Annotated in this window: 20 protein-coding genes and 2 pseudogenes; 6 read left to right on the plus strand and 16 right to left on the minus strand. The window is 71.7% G+C overall.

Annotated elements, in window-relative coordinates; translation table 11 throughout:
- Positions 1–17: 17 nt before the first annotated feature.
- Both ABGB12_RS11475 and ABGB12_RS11480 read right to left on the minus strand, forming a co-directional pair.
- Positions 18–569, minus strand: coding sequence for a PASTA domain-containing protein (locus ABGB12_RS11475; protein WP_347676798.1), 552 nt, complete (start codon positions 567–569; stop codon positions 18–20).
- Between the two features lie 89 nt (positions 570–658).
- A complete protein-coding gene (locus ABGB12_RS11480; RefSeq protein WP_347676800.1) occupies positions 659–1,084 on the minus strand; it encodes a MarR family winged helix-turn-helix transcriptional regulator in 426 nt (141 codons plus the stop codon).
- Between the two features lie 67 nt (positions 1,085–1,151).
- On the opposite strand from ABGB12_RS11480, the gene ABGB12_RS11485 reads away from it, so the two are divergent.
- Positions 1,152–1,562 carry a PaaI family thioesterase gene (locus ABGB12_RS11485; protein ID WP_347676802.1) on the plus strand — a complete coding sequence of 137 codons (411 nt, stop codon included), beginning with the start codon at positions 1,152–1,154 and terminating at the stop codon, positions 1,560–1,562.
- A 7-nt stretch (positions 1,563–1,569) separates the two neighbouring features.
- Here the strand turns inward: ABGB12_RS11485 and ABGB12_RS11490 are convergent, their stop codons facing one another.
- The 4 genes from ABGB12_RS11490 to ABGB12_RS11505 form a co-directional block, all read right to left on the minus strand.
- Positions 1,570–1,692, minus strand: a complete 123-nt coding sequence (locus tag ABGB12_RS11490) for a hypothetical protein (protein WP_347676804.1) — start codon at positions 1,690–1,692, stop codon at positions 1,570–1,572.
- A 618-nt stretch (positions 1,693–2,310) separates the two neighbouring features.
- Positions 2,311–3,165 carry a hypothetical protein gene (locus ABGB12_RS11495; RefSeq protein ID WP_347676806.1) on the minus strand — a complete coding sequence of 285 codons (855 nt, stop codon included), beginning with the start codon at positions 3,163–3,165 and terminating at the stop codon, positions 2,311–2,313.
- Positions 3,162–3,764 (minus strand): hypothetical protein, encoded by a 603-nt coding sequence (locus ABGB12_RS11500; RefSeq protein ID WP_347676808.1) that lies wholly within the window; start codon positions 3,762–3,764, stop codon positions 3,162–3,164. The genes ABGB12_RS11495 and ABGB12_RS11500 overlap by 4 nt, the downstream gene beginning before the upstream one ends.
- A 114-nt stretch (positions 3,765–3,878) precedes the next feature.
- Complete coding sequence (locus ABGB12_RS11505; protein ID WP_347676810.1) at positions 3,879–4,517, minus strand: maleylpyruvate isomerase family mycothiol-dependent enzyme; 639 nt, start codon at positions 4,515–4,517, stop codon at positions 3,879–3,881.
- A gap of 98 nt (positions 4,518–4,615) precedes the next feature.
- Here ABGB12_RS11505 and ABGB12_RS11510 point away from each other — a divergent pair, with 98 nt between their 5' ends.
- Positions 4,616–5,056, plus strand: coding sequence for a MarR family transcriptional regulator (locus tag ABGB12_RS11510; RefSeq protein ID WP_347676812.1), 441 nt, complete (start codon positions 4,616–4,618; stop codon positions 5,054–5,056).
- A gap of 110 nt (positions 5,057–5,166) precedes the next feature.
- On the opposite strand, the pseudogene ABGB12_RS11515 reads toward ABGB12_RS11510, so the two are convergent.
- Positions 5,167–5,487, minus strand: a pseudogene (locus ABGB12_RS11515) (transposase); the annotation flags it as partial.
- A gap of 138 nt (positions 5,488–5,625) precedes the next feature.
- Between ABGB12_RS11515 and ABGB12_RS11520 the strand changes: the two are divergent.
- Positions 5,626–6,078 carry a hypothetical protein gene (locus tag ABGB12_RS11520; protein WP_347676814.1) on the plus strand — a complete coding sequence of 151 codons (453 nt, stop codon included), beginning with the start codon at positions 5,626–5,628 and terminating at the stop codon, positions 6,076–6,078.
- A gap of 79 nt (positions 6,079–6,157) precedes the next feature.
- Here the strand turns inward: ABGB12_RS11520 and ABGB12_RS11525 are convergent.
- Positions 6,158–6,471 (minus strand): annotated as a pseudogene (locus ABGB12_RS11525) (Tn3 family transposase); the annotation flags it as partial.
- Positions 6,472–6,739: 268 nt separating this feature from the next.
- Entirely contained in the window at positions 6,740–7,321 is a 582-nt protein-coding gene (locus tag ABGB12_RS11530) for an XRE family transcriptional regulator (RefSeq protein WP_347676816.1), read from the minus strand.
- A gap of 77 nt (positions 7,322–7,398) precedes the next feature.
- On the opposite strand from ABGB12_RS11530, the gene ABGB12_RS11535 reads away from it, so the two are divergent.
- Positions 7,399–8,130: an AzlC family ABC transporter permease gene (locus tag ABGB12_RS11535; protein WP_347676818.1), complete on the plus strand. Its 732-nt coding sequence runs from the start codon at positions 7,399–7,401 to the stop codon at positions 8,128–8,130.
- Positions 8,127–8,447 (plus strand): AzlD domain-containing protein, encoded by a 321-nt coding sequence (locus ABGB12_RS11540; RefSeq protein ID WP_347676820.1) that lies wholly within the window; start codon positions 8,127–8,129, stop codon positions 8,445–8,447. The genes ABGB12_RS11535 and ABGB12_RS11540 overlap by 4 nt, the downstream gene beginning before the upstream one ends.
- A 303-nt stretch (positions 8,448–8,750) precedes the next feature.
- Here the strand turns inward: ABGB12_RS11540 and ABGB12_RS11545 are convergent, their stop codons facing one another.
- The 7 genes from ABGB12_RS11545 to ABGB12_RS11575 form a co-directional block, all read right to left on the minus strand.
- Entirely contained in the window at positions 8,751–9,401 is a 651-nt protein-coding gene (locus ABGB12_RS11545; RefSeq protein ID WP_347676822.1) for a hypothetical protein, read from the minus strand.
- Between the two features lie 11 nt (positions 9,402–9,412).
- A complete protein-coding gene (locus tag ABGB12_RS11550) occupies positions 9,413–10,498 on the minus strand; it encodes a MerR family transcriptional regulator (RefSeq protein WP_347676824.1) in 1,086 nt (361 codons plus the stop codon).
- Positions 10,499–10,618: 120 nt separating this feature from the next.
- Complete coding sequence (locus ABGB12_RS11555; RefSeq protein ID WP_347676826.1) at positions 10,619–11,110, minus strand: hypothetical protein; 492 nt, start codon at positions 11,108–11,110, stop codon at positions 10,619–10,621.
- Positions 11,111–11,284: 174 nt separating this feature from the next.
- The gene (locus tag ABGB12_RS11560; RefSeq protein WP_347676828.1) at positions 11,285–12,121 is read right to left on the minus strand and encodes an aldo/keto reductase; all 837 of its coding nucleotides are present in this window, start codon (positions 12,119–12,121) and stop codon (positions 11,285–11,287) included.
- A gap of 172 nt (positions 12,122–12,293) precedes the next feature.
- Positions 12,294–12,923 carry a dihydrofolate reductase family protein gene (locus ABGB12_RS11565; RefSeq protein ID WP_347676830.1) on the minus strand — a complete coding sequence of 210 codons (630 nt, stop codon included), beginning with the start codon at positions 12,921–12,923 and terminating at the stop codon, positions 12,294–12,296.
- 54 nt (positions 12,924–12,977) lie between these two features.
- Positions 12,978–13,559 carry a TetR family transcriptional regulator gene (locus tag ABGB12_RS11570; protein ID WP_347676832.1) on the minus strand — a complete coding sequence of 194 codons (582 nt, stop codon included), beginning with the start codon at positions 13,557–13,559 and terminating at the stop codon, positions 12,978–12,980.
- A 95-nt stretch (positions 13,560–13,654) separates the two neighbouring features.
- A complete protein-coding gene (locus ABGB12_RS11575) occupies positions 13,655–14,461 on the minus strand; it encodes a hypothetical protein (RefSeq protein WP_347676834.1) in 807 nt (268 codons plus the stop codon).
- Between ABGB12_RS11575 and ABGB12_RS11580 the strand changes: the two genes are divergently transcribed.
- A complete protein-coding gene (locus tag ABGB12_RS11580; protein WP_347676836.1) occupies positions 14,436–14,882 on the plus strand; it encodes a MarR family transcriptional regulator in 447 nt (148 codons plus the stop codon). The two genes, ABGB12_RS11575 and ABGB12_RS11580, sit on opposite strands and share 26 nt — an antisense overlap.
- Positions 14,883–14,888: the final 6 nt, after the last annotated feature.

The following is a 14,888-nucleotide window of genomic DNA, read 5'->3' on the forward strand; positions in this document are numbered from 1 at the left end:
AGGGCGGTGACAAGTGGTCAGTGGTTGTTCCAGGGCTTGTCGGGGCGGCCGGTCCGGCAGCGCTTCTGCGGGACGAACAGGGCGACCCGTCCGCCCGGGGACCACTTCTGCCCGGCGGCCGGCTGCTGCGAGGCGACCCGGCCGGTGGGGGTGCCTTCCTGGCAGATCACCTGATGGCCGTAGCCGGCGGCGGCGAGTTTCACGGCGGCCTGCTCGACGCTCAGGCCGACGACGCCGGGAACGACGCCGGCGGCCGGTGCGGGCTTGGCGGGGGCGGCGGCCGGGGTCGCCGTGGCGGCCGTCTTGTCCCGGACGGGCGCGGGGCTCGCCGGAGCGGTGGACGGCGCGGGCGGCGTGGTGACGACCTTGGCGGAGAGCTCCGTGCTGGGGGATTCCTCGGGGGAGGCGGAGGTCGTCGCGGGCGCCAGGGTGCGGACCGCGTCGCCGTCGGGCGCGCCGGATTCGCCGTCGGAGCCCAGCAGCGCCACCGACAGGCCGACCGCGGCCAGGACCGCGACCGCGCCCACGGCTTTCACGGTGACGGGCCGCCGACGTGCGTGTGTTCCCACGGAAATCACCCCCGGCGCAAAATCTTAGGGCCACGGATGAGGCAGAAAAGACGAAATGTCTGCTCTGTTACGTCGGGGGCTCGTGTTCTTCAGACGTCGTCGTAGGCGAGGGCGTGCAGGGCCGTGAGGGTCTGGGCGAAGCCCCGCTCTCCGAGGCGGGCGTGCAGTTCGGCGTTGAAGCGGTCGATCTCCGGCCGGGCGGCGCACAGGGCTTCCCGCCCGGTGTCGGTCAGCTCCAGGACCACGGCCCGGTGCTCGCTGGGATGGGCTCCGCGGGCGAGCAGGCCGGCGGCGGCCAGGCGGGCGACGAGGGCGGTGACCGCCGACTCGCGCAGGCCCAGGACGCCGGCGAGCTGCCGCTGGGTGAGGCCCGGCCGCTCGTCGACCGCGAACAGCGCGCCGATCTGGGCGGTGGTGACCCCGGCCGCGGCCAGGCAGCGGCGGTCGGCGTCCAGGCGCAACCGGTGGGCGGCGCGCTGGAGCAGGAAGAAGAGGCGCTGGTCGGGCTCGGGCATGGATCGATGTTGACAGACGCCGCCGGCGGAGGCCATCCTCACTTCACATATGAAGTGAGGATGTGACATGGATATCCCCGACCTGGAACTGGCCCAGAAGATCCTGGCCGCCCAGCCCTTCAGCGTGCTGCTCGGCACCCGCATCACGGAGTTCGCCGACGGCCGGGCGACCCTCGAGCTGGACATCCGCGACGAACTGCGCCAGCAGAACGGGTTCCTGCACGGCGGCGTGCTCGGCTACGCGGCCGACAACGCCCTGACCTTCGCCGCCGGCACCGTCGCCGGAGACCGGCTCCTGACCTCCGGGTTCACCATCGACTACCTGCGCCCCGCCGACGGCCGGACCCTGCGCGCCCACGCCCGGGTCGTGCGCGCCGGACGCACCCGCGTGGTCTGCCGCTGCGACCTGTTCACCGTCGACGCCCAGGGCGCGCAGACCCTGTGCGCGGCGGCCCAGGGCAGCATCGCCGTCTCCTGAACCTCCCTCACCCGGACGGGGCCACCAGTCCCGCCCCATGGGCGAGGACGACGAGCAGCACACGGTCACGGGCGTCGAGGTCGGCCGGCAGCCGGTCGAACAGGTCTTGGCGGTGGTGACGCCGATGCACAGCCGCTCGGCGATCGCAGCCGGGCGCACGGGCCTACACGGCCGGGGCACCTTCACGCGCGCCCAGGCGGCCGTGCGGGCCGTAGACCGAGACTCACGGTTCGGCCGCTGTTCAAGCCCCGGCACCGCCCCCCGTCCTGCGGCCTTCGGCCCGGACGGCGAGACGCTCCCCACCGGGAGCCAGGACCAGAGCGTGATCCTGTGGGACGTCGCCACAGGACGGTCGAAGGCCGATCCGCTCGGCGTGGACCGTCCCGTCAAGGCCGTTGCGTTCAGCCCGGACGGCGCGACCTTGGCGACCGGAGGCAACGAAGGTCATCCCGCAATACCTCCGGGGCGGTTGACGTCGGCGTCTCGGAGCAGGGGCGCCATCGGAGCGCGGCAGAGCGGAGGCCGTATGGGGCGCGGCGTTCGAACGGATCTCCTCCCGGCTGGTCGAGCGCTTGCGTCTGATGAAAGATTCCTCGTCCGGTGAAAGTCGGGCGCAGGCGAGGCCGCCGCGAGGAGCGGATGCCCTGTCGCCTCCGGGGGAATGCGTTCTGAGTGAGCGTCGAGGAGCTGAGCTGGAACATTGCTCCGCGGGGCGGCGAGACCTTCAGGAAGGTACCTGACGGGTCAGTCAGCGCTGCGAGAACTCGAAGCGGGCCGGGGACTTGTCCGAGATCGGCATGACGGTGCTCGTCCGGCGAGTCCAGGCGTCGGAGATCAGGAAGTACTGGCCGCCGACATGGTCCAGCAGGCGGAGCCCGGTGTAGCGGAACAGGAATGGTGTGTCCTGCTTCGTCTTGGGGTCGGGTGGCGGCAGCGGCGTCTCCACGACGCCGGGCGCGCCCAGGTGCAGCCGGGTCGGCGAGTAGATCGCCACCCGGGTCAGCGACCCCGGCGTGACGCCGTCGGCGAGCCGGGTGCCGAGGACCGTCGCGTAGTTCGAGGTCCCGGTGAACAACGACACCGCCACGATCACCGTGACGAACCCTTTCAGCATCGGGTCACGCGGGTTCGGGGCCTCGGGGTCGGCGCGCAGCCGAGAGGCGTAGAACGCCAGCAGCACCCCGGCGCCGAGCGTGAACGGGAACGCGATGAAGACCTGTGCCCGCAGTGCCGGGACGTAGCCGAGCAGCCAGGCCAGCAGCGGAAGCACCAGCCAGGCCAGCGACAGCAGGAGCAGCACGATCCGCGTCGTGCGGCCGGGCGTCTCCAGCGCGCCGGTCAGCCACCGGTCCAGCGCCAGCCAGCCGAACCCCGCGACGCTGATCACCAGCAGCAGCACCAGAACCGGCCCGACGCTGCGCAGCACGTACTCGCGCGTCGACATCCCGAGAACGCTCTCGTCGATCCCGAGCCGTTTGGCCATCACCTCGCTGCGCTGCCAGCCGAAGTACACGAGCAGCGCGGTGATGACCGTCGCGTTGGCGACGATCGCGCCCAGCCACCGCAGCGCCGGCGGCCCGGCGGCCTCGGGCTCCTCATTCATCCCGCCGACGTCTCCACCGGAACCTCCGGCGTCTCCACAGGTTCCGGCGCGGTCGTCTCCGGTGCGGGAGTCTCGGTCTCGGCCGGGACGGTTTCAGACTCCACCGGATCGGGGTCTTCGGGAGGGTTCGGAGGGCAGGTGCCGTAGGCCGATCTGGGCTTGTGCTCCAGGACATGCGCGGCAGCGCGGTACAGCTCGCACATGTATCCCGTGGGTGGCTGGATGACGCCGGGGAACAGTTTGAGGGCGGTCGCGTAGTCAGCGGAGCACAGCGCGATGCCGACTCGGAGCAGCCGTGCCTGGTCGGGCTTGATGGCTGGGAGGGGATCGTTCTGATCTGCGTTCAGAGAGTCGCGGGCGCTACCGCAGTCCTTCACCTGCAGCAGATCGTAGACCCTGCTTGGGCCGGGGACGGTCGAGGTGTCGCCCACCGGGAGATCGAAGGGCGAGTAGCTCTGCCCGCCGTCGTCGTCATCATTGTTGTTGTGCTGCTGGGTGCCGGGCGGTGGGGGGTCGTCGGACGGCGCTTCGACCGCGCCGCTGTTGCACGCCGCGACGGCCACGAGCAACACGAGCCACAGCCGAGAGGTCCTGGGCATGCGTCTTATGCTGAGCGCCGCCGCAAGTGAGCCCTTAACGATATGCATGTTCCCTCCAGATAGGTATTTGCCCGGGCTGTCCGGCATTCGATCGGCATGCACGGCTGTGCTCGGTCATGGGTTGTGGGCTGCGTGATGGAGGACGTCGGTTCCCGGACCGGCGAGCCTGGGCAGAGCGGCGTGGCGGCCGGAGACCAGCAGCAGGAGAGCGGAGATCGGCCCCTGTATCTCGATCCCCTCTCCCGCCGACCAGTCGACGTCCGTGGCCGTCAGCCGGAAGCCGCGCAGCCTCCTGCGGGCGTGGAACGGGAACCCCATCCGCCAGGTGTGTTCGGCCGAGACACGCGCCGCCTCCAGCGGCATGGCCCGCTCGACGCCCAGCGGGATCGCGAGATCCTGCCCGTGCACGAGGACGTCCATCAGGGCGTCGGCGAGCTTCTGGCCCGGCGCCAGCCGCCTCGTCCCCACTGCCGCCCTCAGTTCCGCGACGAGTTCCTCCCGGGGGAGCTCCGCCTTGCGCCGTGCGGTGTTGTCGACCAGCCGGTTGAAGCGGCCGCCGGCGCGGGCGGCCTCGACCAGGAGGGTTCTCAGGGGCATCCGCGGTCCGATGCTCAGATGGGCGGCCACCTCCCGCACCGTCCATCCTTCGCACAGCGAGGGGACGGCCCACTGCTCCTCGTCCAGCCCTTCGAGCAGGTCGGCCAGACCGGCCCGCTCCTCATCGATGATCTGCCAGACCGCTGCCCCGTCCATGCCGCTCCGCCCTGACGAGTTGGTACGATTCCCTGACCGATTTAATCAGCCTCTCTGTCTAAATTAATCAGAGTCTCTGACTAACGTCAAGGAGTGCCGTGCCCGAGGAGCCCAGCATCGGAGTCCTGCTCTTCATCCCCTACCGAGCCATGGAGGAGCGCGTCTTCGCCGCCCTGGACGCGGCCGGACACGAGATCACCCGGGCGCAGATGAAGCTCCTGCAGCGCATCGACGAAGACGGCTCCCGCCTCAGCGCGCTGGCCGAGTCCGCCCAGGTGACCAAGCAGACCGCCGGCTACCTGGTCGACCAGCTGGAGCGCACCGGCTACGTGGAACGCGCGCCCGACCCGACCGACGCCCGCGCCCGCCTGGTCCGCCTGACCGAGCGCGCCCGCGCCCTCCACCCCGTGGCCCGCCGGGCCGAGGCCGAGACCGAGGCCGAATGGCTGGCCCACCTCGGCAAACGCCGCATGGACCAGCTCCGCGACGCCCTGACCCGCCTCCGCGAGATCACCGACCCCTACCTGGAGCGGCCATAGAGGTCCAGCCCCACTGTCGGCCCATCGCACCGCGGGAGCGGAGCCGACCGGGAGCGTTCTGGCGCCGCTGACGAAAGGACAGGGCGGCGAGTGCGGTGGCGAACAGCGTCCATCTTGTCGACCCAACGGGTCGAGACGCTCAGCAGGTAGGCGGTCGCCACCACCGAGACCAAGGCCTGCTCGGCCCGTCGGCGGCGGTCCAGCAGTCACTCGGGGAGGTAGGAGCCCGACCGCAGTTTCGGGATCGCCAACCCCACCGTTTCCGCCCGCGTGTCCCACTCCCGCACCCGGTAGCCGTTGCGCGAGTCGACCCGCTCCTGGCTGCGCTCGCCGTAGCCGGCTCCGCAGGCGGCGTCGGCCTCGGCCGACATCAAAGCGTTCGCCATGGTCTGCACCATGACCCGCAACAGATCCGGCTCACACGCCCCGATCTGCTCGTCCGGCCACGCAGGAACACCATGGAGCCGCTACGCCCCCGGCAACCATCACAAAACGTGACGTTCAGGCGGAAAACACAGACCATTCGACCGCTGGTCCTCGCCCGGGTCCCTGCCTCCATAATGCAGATCATGGATCTACGCCCGGAGTTGCTCCCTCCACCCGCGAACGAACAACGACTCCAGGCGATCAGCCGTGAGATCGAACGGATCTGCGACCTCATCCAGCACGGCGAACCCACCGACGAAGCGATCACGCTCTTCAACCAATCGACCGGCCACCACTACGGCCTGCAAGACTTCGCCGAATACCAGGGATCCCGCGACCTCGCCGATTTCGCGCTGGAGGCGGCACGGCCGACACACCCGCGAGTCCCGGACATCACCCGCCACGAACTCGTTGAGATCGTCAACAGAATTCTGGCCGTTGACCCGGAAACCGACTACTACCTACGTCTTCTCGAAGCCAACCTGGCATATCCCAACATCTCCGGGCTCATCTTCCACCCACCCGCAGAACTCCAGGACGCCTCGGCCGAGCAGATCATCGACATCGCATTGAGCTACCACCCAATCGCGTTGTGATCAACCACCACGCCCTCAGTGGCCATCACAGAAAGTGACGCCCCGAGGAGGGATACAGACCACTCGATCACCGCTCCTTACCAGAGCTGCACCCCTTGACGGCGTTGAGCAGGGTGATGCCGCGTTTGTGGCCGAAATACTTCGGTGAGGGGCCGGCGTTGATGGTCTGCACCGGTACGACGAACCGCAGCCCATCGACCGAGGCGAGCAGCCGCCGCCCCATGAGGCCACGATCGGGATCGTCCGCTGGGTCTCGATGAGGATCGCGTTGGCCGCGGCGTGGGTCTCGGCGCGCACGTGGTTCTGGTCGACGTGCGACAGTCGGCCGCGGGTCAGGGCCTCATCGCCGTCCTTGATGACCGGGGTGAGGCCGACGTTGCAGGCCTCGGCAATCCCGAATCAGCACGCCGCACCTGGCCGGCCACCGTCGCGTGCAGCCGCTCAACGGCACCGAAAACTACGGCCAGCCCACCAACAAGTAACCCAAAGCATCCAAGTCGGTGCAAAACCTGCCATCACCGCGACAACACATCATGATCATTCTCGGCGATAACGGCTGCCTGCAGGTTCCTCAACCCCGAGTACGGCGGCGCCGCGTGCCTGTGGCGGCCGTGGGGGCTTGCGGGAGCGGGGCGCCGGGGCTCTGGGCGCCGCCGTTCGCTCAGGGTTGTTCCATGGCGAAGACCGCGGCGGTGCCGGGGGTGAGGGCGGCGAAGGTGTGGGGGGCGTCGCCGGGGTAGGTGAGGTAGTCGCCCGGGTGGAGCTCGACGGGGGAGTCCAGGGGGCCGGCCAGGGCGCGCCCGGCGCTGAGGACGACGTGCTCGACGGTGCCCTGCTGGTGGGGGCGGGAGTCGAGGGAGGCTCCGGGCTCCGCGGTGATGCGGTAGAGGTCGCGGCGCGCTCCGGGCGGGCAGGAGGCCAGCAGGGTGGCGGTGTAGTCCGCCTCCTGGGAGCGGGTGGCGGGGCCCTCGCCCGCGCGGATGAGACGGGTGCGGGGGCGGGCCGGCTCGACCAGGCGGCTGAAGGGCACCCCGAGCGCCATGCCCAGCGCCCACAGCGTCTCCACACTGGGGTTGCCCGAGCCCGACTCCAGTTGGGAGAGGGTGGACTTGGCCAGTCCGGCGCGGCGGGCCAGTTCGGTGAGGGTCAGTCCGGCGCGTTCGCGTTCGCGGCGGATCGCCACGGCGATCGTCTGGATCAGAGCGGCGGGGGAGGAGTCCGCGGCCGGAGGGCTGTGCGTCACGAGGCAGCTCCAGGTTCGCTTCGAAAGTCCGTCCGTTCGATTTGACGAACACGGCTCTGGTGTTCATCTTAGTGGACATGAGTTCGTTCTGGCGAACACCCGGTCGGGCCACCCTCCGCGACATCGCGCTGGTCTGCGTCGCCGACGCCCTGGTCGGCGCGTCCTTCGGCGCCATCACCGTCTCCGGCGGCCTGCCCTGGTGGGTGCCGGTCGCCATGTCCCTGCTGGTGTTCGCCGGAGGCGCCCAGTTCGCAGCCGTCGGCGTGGCCCTCGCCGGAGGCGCCCCCCTGGCCGCCGTCACCACCGGGCTGATCCTCAACGCCCGCCACCTGCCCTTCGGCCTGGCCGTCGCCGACGTCCTGACCGGCCCGCGCTGGGCCCGCCTGCTCGGCTCCCACCTCATGACCGACGAGACCGTCGCCTTCACCCTGCGCCACGAGGACCCCGCGCGCCGCCGCGCCACCTACTGGCTGTGCGGGCTCGCCCTGTTCGCGGTGTGGAACGTCTCGGTCCTCCTGGGGGTCCTGGCCGCCCACACCGTCGGCGACGTGAACGCCCTCGGCCTGGACGCGGCCTTCCCCGCCGTCCTCCTGGCACTCCTCCTGCCCGCGCTGAAGGACCGCCCCACCCGACGCGCCGCCCTGCTCGGCGCCCTCATCGCCGTGGCCGCCACCCCCTTCCTGCCCCCCGGAGTCCCCGTCCTCCTGGCCCTCCTGGCCCTCACCCCCTTCCCGACCCGCCTCTGGCGGGCCCGACGGCACGACGAACAAGACCACGACCGCCACACGCTTTCGGAGAAGGAACCATGACCGCGACGCTGCCGATGGCCGCGATCCTCCTGCTGGCAGCCGGAACCTACGCCTTCCGCCTGGCCGGCCCCCTCCTGCACGAACGCCTCGGCCCCGCCGACAGGCTCGCGCGCCCCCTGGCCATGGCCGCCACCGTCCTCCTCCTGGCGCTCGTGGCCACCTCCGCCCTCACCGAAAGCCAGGGCTTCGCCGGCTGGTCCCGCCCCGCCGGAGTACTCGCCGCCGCCCTGCTGGCCCTGCGCCGCGTCCCCTTCCCCGCCGTCGTCCTCGCCGCGGCCGCCACCACCGCCCTCCTGCGCCTGTGCGGGATCCCCTGACCCCGTCCGAACACCCGGGCAACCGGCACGATCCGCGCAGGCCGGCCGCCGGGTTTCCCCAAGGCGCCCCGGCGAGCCGGGCCCGCGCCGGGCCTCGACGGTGCGAGCGGCACCCGGCCGGCCGTGCCCTGGGAGACACGCTTGAGGCGGCTTCGCCTCGGACACGGCCGAGCGGTCGCTACCGCCGCTGCTCGGCGGGCGACACTAGGCCGGAATCAGCTTCGTCGGGTCTGCGGCCGATGCTCAGAGACCCTTCGCATCCCATGCTCAGCGGAGCTCCGGGCCGGGAACGGCGGGCGCGGATCAGGGGGCGGTCGAGGCGGCGATGGCCTGGCTGAGGATCTCCTGCTCGGGATCGGGGAGGGTGCGGGAGGCGTGGAGCATGTGCAGGGCCGTGGACAGGCGGAGCCTGTCGTCGGGGGTGCCGAGGTCGCCGAGGCAGGGGAGCAGGACCAAGGCCAGGGACCTGAGATCGCGGAGTTCGCACAGGCGGTTCAGCAGGCCGGTCAGGAGGTCGCCGGCGGGATGGGGCGGGAGGCCGCCGGTGGAGCGCAGGCCTTCGGCCACCGACAGGCGGATCCACTCGGCGTACTGGCCCGCCGGGAGGTCCCGCAGTCGGGCGGCGGCCGCGACGAAGTGCTCGCGGGCCTGGCCGGGGGAGCCGAGGTCCCGGTGGGCCCTGGCCATGTTCAGGTGCAGGGAGGCGTAGAAGCCCTCGACGCGCTCGTCGCCCACCCGGTCCGCGCGTTCCAGGCACTCCCGGTTCCAGTGCAGGGTCTCCTGGGCGTTCGGCTGGTGGCGGGCGAGGTAGTGGGCGGCGACGCAGGCCTCGTAGTCGTCCTCGGCGCTCTCCCAGGCCTGCTGGAAAAGGGTACGGGCCTTGGCGTCGCGGCCCTCGGCCTCGGCCCGCATGCCCTGCGAGCACAACCTGACGACGGGATTGTCGGGATTCATGGGTTCTCTTTTTAGGCGAGGGAGGAGAAGACGGGCATGACCAGGGTGGTGAAACTGCCCTGGTCGGCGGAGCGGACCACCACGGGCGCGTTCGGCGAGGAGACCTCCAGCAGCACGTCGGGTCCCACGCCGGCCTCCAGCGCGGGCAGCAGGACCGCCGGGTCGAAGGAGATCCGCGCCGGCGGGCCCGTGCACACGGCGGGCAGTTCGGCGTCGGCCCGGCCGGGACGGCCGACCGCCAGCCCGTTCCCGCCGGTGCGCAGCAGGACGGGCCCGTCATCGCCCGGTTCGGCGAGCGCGGCGGCCAGGGCGCCGCGGGCCGTGATGACGCGGTGCCGGGCGGGCGGCATCTCATCCAGGATCATCCGGTAGGAGGGAAACACCTCCTCGGTGGCGGGCAGCTTCCGCCGTCCGGAGCCGTCATGCGGCCGCGAGGCGTCGAGCAGCCACGCCTGCCTTCCGTCCACCTCGATTCCGACCTCGTCCAGGGGGAGCGCCCACGAGGCGGCCTCGCGCATGTCCTCCACGGGCACCGGCACCCGGCACGGGCCGCCGGACGCCGAATCCGCCCGCAGCGTCCGCACGGCCAGCCGGTAGCGGTCCGTGGCGGCCAGCCGCACCTCCTGGCCGTCGAGTTCCAGCAGGACGCACCCCAGCACGGGGAACTCCTCCCGGCAGTCCCCGCGGGCCGCCGCGGCCGCGACCTGGCGGACGGCACCGGCGAGTTCGGCGCCGCCCACCCTCGCCCGCGCGGCGTCCGGCCCGCCCGCAAGCCCGCCGAGGAGCTCCTCGACCACCGCCCGGGCGGCTTCCGCGGCCTCCCGCGTCCTCCTGGCGTGCCGCTCCAGGACGGCTCGCGCCTCCTCCCTCGCCCCGTCGAGCACCACCGACGCCTCCGGCAGCGGCACCCCCGCGTCCCGCAGCCGACGCACCAGCACGGCGCGCCTCTCCTGCCCCGGCGCGTAGTACCGGTAGCCCGTCGCCTCGTCCACACGGGCCGGGCGCAGCAGCCCGCAGTCGTCGTAGAACCGCAACGCGCTCGGCGCCAGTCCCACCCGCCGCGCGAACACCCCGATGCTCATCAGCACGTCGTCCATGGACGTGATTGTGGGCGTTCGACCAGCTTGAAGGTCAAATAAACGGCCAGCCGCGTGAAGGCGCGCCGTCGCCGGAGGCCGGCTGGGCGACGGCCCTCATGCGCGGCTGACCGCGCGTCGTCAGCGGCAGGCCAGGCGGGACTTGTAGAGGCGGCCGTTCCATCCCGAGTCCTGACCGTTGGCCTCGGCGTCGGAATAGAAGGCGATGACGCTGATGCACAGACCCCGGCCCTTCCACCGGCCGTTGACCTTGACCGGGCCCGCGTAGCGGCGGAAGTCGCCCTGGTCGCGGTCGATGTTGTTCTTCTGGCGGTCCTCGGCCCAGCGGGCGTTCTTGATCTCCAGGTACATCGGGACCTTGGCGTTGTAGCGGGGCTTGCCGGGGCGCTTCACCATGACCGCGCAGTTCCAGCCCGACTTGGGGTTGTAGTACAGCTTGACGTCGCTGCGGTAGTAGGTCTTCCCGGTCAACAGATCCTTCAGCGGGACCGGGATGGTCTTCACGAGCCTGCCCGCGCATCCGTATCCGCCCGCGTGGGCCGCCGGTGCGACGGCGGTGGCGCCGAGCACCGAGGCGGCCGCGACGAGCACCGCAGCAGTACGCTTGAGCATCCGAGCCCCTTTCAACTATGCGGAATCAGGACATTCTGCCATCAAGATCGCGACCGCACGGGCGATTCGCGAAACAAGATCGAAGTTCTCGGTCAGGGGAGGCGCGACGAGCAGGTCGGCGCGGTGGAGGCCGTCCCGGCCTCCGCCCTCACCCTCGGTGAGACCGCCGGCGGTTCAGGGGGCCGCAAGCCGGTCGAGACGGTCGTACTGCTCCCCGCTCAGGCGCAGGCCGGACGCGGCGACGTTCTCCTCCAGGTGCGCGATCCTGGAGGTGCCGGGGATGGGGAGCACGACGGGGGAGCGCTCCAGCAGCCACGCCAGCGCGACCTGCGCGGCCGTGGCCCCCACCTCGGCGGCGACGGCGGCGATCTCACCCGCGCCCTGGGAGGCCGCCGGGTGGACGGGGCGCCAGGGCAGGAAGGCTATCCCCGCCGCCTCGCAGGCCTCCAGCACCGCCTCGTACTCGCGGTCGAGCACGTTGTAGCGGTTCTGCACGCCGGCCACCTCGACGATCCCGCGCGCCTCCTCCAGCTGGGCGACGGTGACCTCCGACAGGCCGACATGGCCGATCTTGCCCTCGTCCTGGAGCTCGCGCAGAGTCCCCGCCTGGTCGGCCAGCGGCACCTTCGGATCGACGCGGTGCAACTGCAGCAGCTCCAGCCGCTCCAGCCGCAGCCGACGCAGGCCCTCCTCGACCTGCCCGCGCAGGAACTCCGGCCGCCCGCACAGCTCGATCTCCTGCCCGGGCCGTCCCCGCGCGACTCCGACCTTGGTCGCCACGAGCAGCTCCTCCGGATACGGGTACAGCGCCTCGGCCAGCAGCTCCTCGTTGGCGCCCCACCCGTACAGGTGCGCGGTGTCGATCAGCGTCACCCCCAGTTCCACGGCACGCCTGGCCACCGCGACGCAGGACCGGCGCTCCTGCTCGGAGCCGGGACGCAGGTGCATCGCTCCGAACCCGAGCCGCCCCACCGCGCGCTCGCCCCCGATACGGAATGTGTCCGACGCCAACCGCCTCGCCCCCCTCGTCTCCGGACGGCCTCCCGCCCGAACGATCATTTCATGATCTTCCGGATTTCCCAGGCGATTTCCGGCGCCACCGCTCCGGGACCGGACCCACACAGGGACGGCGGGCAGGGGAGGAGGGCCGGGTCCGCGGCCCTCCTCCTGGGCGCGGCCGTGGTCAGGCCGGGCCGGCGGTCGAGGAGGACCGCGTCGCGCCGGGGTTCCGGTCGTAGGTGAGGAAGACCGCTCCGCCCTTGAGGACGGTGTGGTCGGTGAGCTCCCAGGCGTGTGGCGCGAAGGCCGCGGTCCGTCCGAAGAGAGGGATGCCGGAGCCGATGGTGAGCGGGCTGAGCTTGACGATCACGCGGTCGATCTCGTCGTGGAGCGCGCCGGCCAGCCCACCGCCGCCGACGAGCCAGATGTCCTTGCCGTCCCGGTGCTTCAGCTCCCGCACCTTCGCCGCCGGGTCACCGTCGACGAGTTCGACGCCGGGGTCCGGGCTCTGGGTCAGGGTCCGGGAGAAGACCAGGTGCTCCAGGTGGGGGTAGGCGTCGGTCACGCCGGCCGCCAGGCCGACCTCATAGCTCTTGCGGCCTTCGATGACCGTGCCGAAGCGGACGCCTTCGGCGGTGATGCCGAGCGCGGCCCGGGCCGGCCCCGGCAGGGTCTCGGGGTACTCCTCGATGAGGTGCTGGATGTAGTCCTCCGACGGGGACCAGAAGCCGCCGGGGCCGGTGGGGTCCGAACCGTCGGGACCGGCGATGAAACCGTCGAGCGTGGAAGCGATGAAGTACACGAGCTTGCGCAAAAGGGATCCTCCGTTGATCGGTTGCGGTGGGGGGTGCCGGACGTCACCGGGACGTCAGGCGGAGAAGGGCGCGACGATGCGCTCCACCGCCCGCGTGACCAGTTCGTCGCGCTCGGCTTCCGTGAAGACGTCCGGCAGTGTGAGCTGCTCGACGACCAGCCAGTTCATGGCCAGGTACATCAGCAGGACGGCGGTCGCGCCGCCGGGCAGGCCCCCGGCCTCGTGCCGGGTGATGTTCTCGTCGATGTCGGCGCGGACCCGCTCGGTGAGCAGCGTTCGCAGTTCCGGCCTTCTGGTGGCCTCCAGCCGGAGCTCCAGCAGCGCCAGGTGCCCGGATCGGAAGGCGGTGATCCTGCCGAGGCTCTCCCGGAGCATCGCGCCGTACGACGCGGCGTCCCGGGCCCGGTCGAACATCTCGGTGAGCGCGCCCTCTTCGGGCGTGAGCCGCTCGTAGACGCGGGCGCCGGCCTGGACGAGAAGGTCGTCGCGGTTGCGGAAGTAGTTGGACGTGGTGCCGATGGGCACCGCCGCCTCCTTGTCGACGGCTCGCTGGGTCAGGCCGCGCGCCCCCTCGCGGGCGAGGACCTCGATGGCGCCGTCGAGCAGCGCGGCCCGGCGGGCCGGGTTCTGGCGCATCTCGCACCCCTTCCTCTGAAGCACCCCAAGCAAACCACTCCAATTGGAGTACGTCAAGTGGAGTGGTTTGCTTAGGGTGGGCGGACTCGGGCGCGTCACCGGGACGGTCGGCGGCGCGGTGACGGTGAACAGCGGCGTCGCCCCGGCAGCAGCGTGCCGACCGCCGCGATGACCAGGCCGAGCCCGGCCGCCATGAGGAAGACCAGGTCGTAGCCGGCGGCGAGGGCGGCGGGCGAGGAACCCCCGCCCGCCTGCGACGCGGCTCTGGCGCCGGCGGTCGCCGCGGCCATGAGGGTGGGGAAGGTGAGCCCGATGCCGGTCGCGATGAGCAGTGTGGGACCGAGCACGCCGGCGACGAAGCCGCTGTCGGCGTGGGCCTGGGCGAGCCAGCCGAAGCCGCCCAGGAAGCAGACGCCGCCGGCCGGCAGCAGGAGGCGCGCGCCGATTCGCGGCAGCAGCGGGGCGGCCCATCGCGCGATCACCATGAACGTCACCGCCGCGGGCGTCTGCCCGAGCCCGGCTTGAAGCGCGCTGTAGCCCAGGACGTTCTGCAGGAAGAGCGACGTGAAGTACCACATCGCGATGGGGATCGCGCCGAACAGCAGCAGCATGCCGTTGCCGACGGCCACCCCCCGGCTCCTGAACAGCCGCAGGGGCATCATCGGCCGGGCGGCGAAACGCGCCTCCACCGCGATGAAGACGACGAGAAGAAGCAGGCCCGCCACGGCCGGCCCGACGACCGGCGCCGACGTCCAGCCGTGATCGGCGCTCTGCATGACCCCGTAGACCAGCGCGGCCAGCCCTGCCGTCCCGGTGACCGCGCCCGCGAGGTCGAGCGGCTCCCGCCGGCCGGTGCGCGTGCCGGCCGGCGCCGCCATGGCCACGGCCATCAGCCAGGCCATCCGCCTGCTGAGCCTGCGCCACCGGGCCAGGGCCGCCGCGCTGCTGGCCCCGCTCGGCCTGCACCCCGGGCAGGAGGCGCTCCTGCTCGAACTCGCCCGGACCGGCCCGAGGATCCAAGCCCAGCTCAGCGAGGCGCTCGGCTGCGAGCCGCCCAGCGTCACGCTGATGGCCCGCAAGCTCGAAGCCGCCGGTCACATCCGCCGGACCCCCGCCCCCTCCGACAAGCGCGCCAGCATCGTGGAACTCACGGACAGCGGCAGGGCGCTGGTCGAGCGGATCAAGCAGCTTTGGTGCGCCCTGGCGGCGGAGACCGTGGCCGGACTGCCCGCCCAGGCGGCGGCGGAGCTACCCGGCGTCCTCAGGACTTTGGCCGACAACGTGGACGCCAGAGTCCGCCACCCGCGCGATGCCGGCCTGTGAAGTCAC

Source organism: Actinocorallia sp. B10E7 (assembly GCF_039871655.1).
Classification (GTDB): Bacteria; Actinomycetota; Actinomycetes; order Streptosporangiales; family Streptosporangiaceae; genus Actinocorallia.

Excerpts from the sequence above, each read along its gene's own strand:
- ABGB12_RS11505 (WP_347676810.1), bottom strand. The coding sequence starts at position 4,517 with ATGGACGGGGCAGCGGTCTGGCAGATCATCGATGAGGAGCGGGCCGGT.
- ABGB12_RS11495 (WP_347676806.1), bottom strand. The coding sequence starts at position 3,165 with ATGAATGAGGAGCCCGAGGCCGCCGGGCCGCCGGCGCTGCGGTGGCTG.
- ABGB12_RS11570 (WP_347676832.1), bottom strand. The coding sequence starts at position 13,559 with ATGCGCCAGAACCCGGCCCGCCGGGCCGCGCTGCTCGACGGCGCCATC.
- ABGB12_RS11540 (WP_347676820.1), top strand. The coding sequence starts at position 8,127 with ATGACCGCGACGCTGCCGATGGCCGCGATCCTCCTGCTGGCAGCCGGA.
- ABGB12_RS11550 (WP_347676824.1), bottom strand. The coding sequence starts at position 10,498 with ATGGACGACGTGCTGATGAGCATCGGGGTGTTCGCGCGGCGGGTGGGA.
- ABGB12_RS11535 (WP_347676818.1), top strand. The coding sequence starts at position 7,399 with ATGAGTTCGTTCTGGCGAACACCCGGTCGGGCCACCCTCCGCGACATC.
- ABGB12_RS11485 (WP_347676802.1), top strand. The coding sequence starts at position 1,152 with ATGGATATCCCCGACCTGGAACTGGCCCAGAAGATCCTGGCCGCCCAG.
- ABGB12_RS11545 (WP_347676822.1), bottom strand. The coding sequence starts at position 9,401 with ATGAATCCCGACAATCCCGTCGTCAGGTTGTGCTCGCAGGGCATGCGG.
- ABGB12_RS11555 (WP_347676826.1), bottom strand. The coding sequence starts at position 11,110 with ATGCTCAAGCGTACTGCTGCGGTGCTCGTCGCGGCCGCCTCGGTGCTC.
- ABGB12_RS11580 (WP_347676836.1), top strand. The coding sequence starts at position 14,436 with ATGGCCACGGCCATCAGCCAGGCCATCCGCCTGCTGAGCCTGCGCCAC.
- ABGB12_RS11480 (WP_347676800.1), bottom strand. The coding sequence starts at position 1,084 with ATGCCCGAGCCCGACCAGCGCCTCTTCTTCCTGCTCCAGCGCGCCGCC.
- ABGB12_RS11500 (WP_347676808.1), bottom strand. The coding sequence starts at position 3,764 with ATGCCCAGGACCTCTCGGCTGTGGCTCGTGTTGCTCGTGGCCGTCGCG.
- ABGB12_RS11575 (WP_347676834.1), bottom strand. The coding sequence starts at position 14,461 with ATGGCCTGGCTGATGGCCGTGGCCATGGCGGCGCCGGCCGGCACGCGC.
- ABGB12_RS11520 (WP_347676814.1), top strand. The coding sequence starts at position 5,626 with ATGGATCTACGCCCGGAGTTGCTCCCTCCACCCGCGAACGAACAACGA.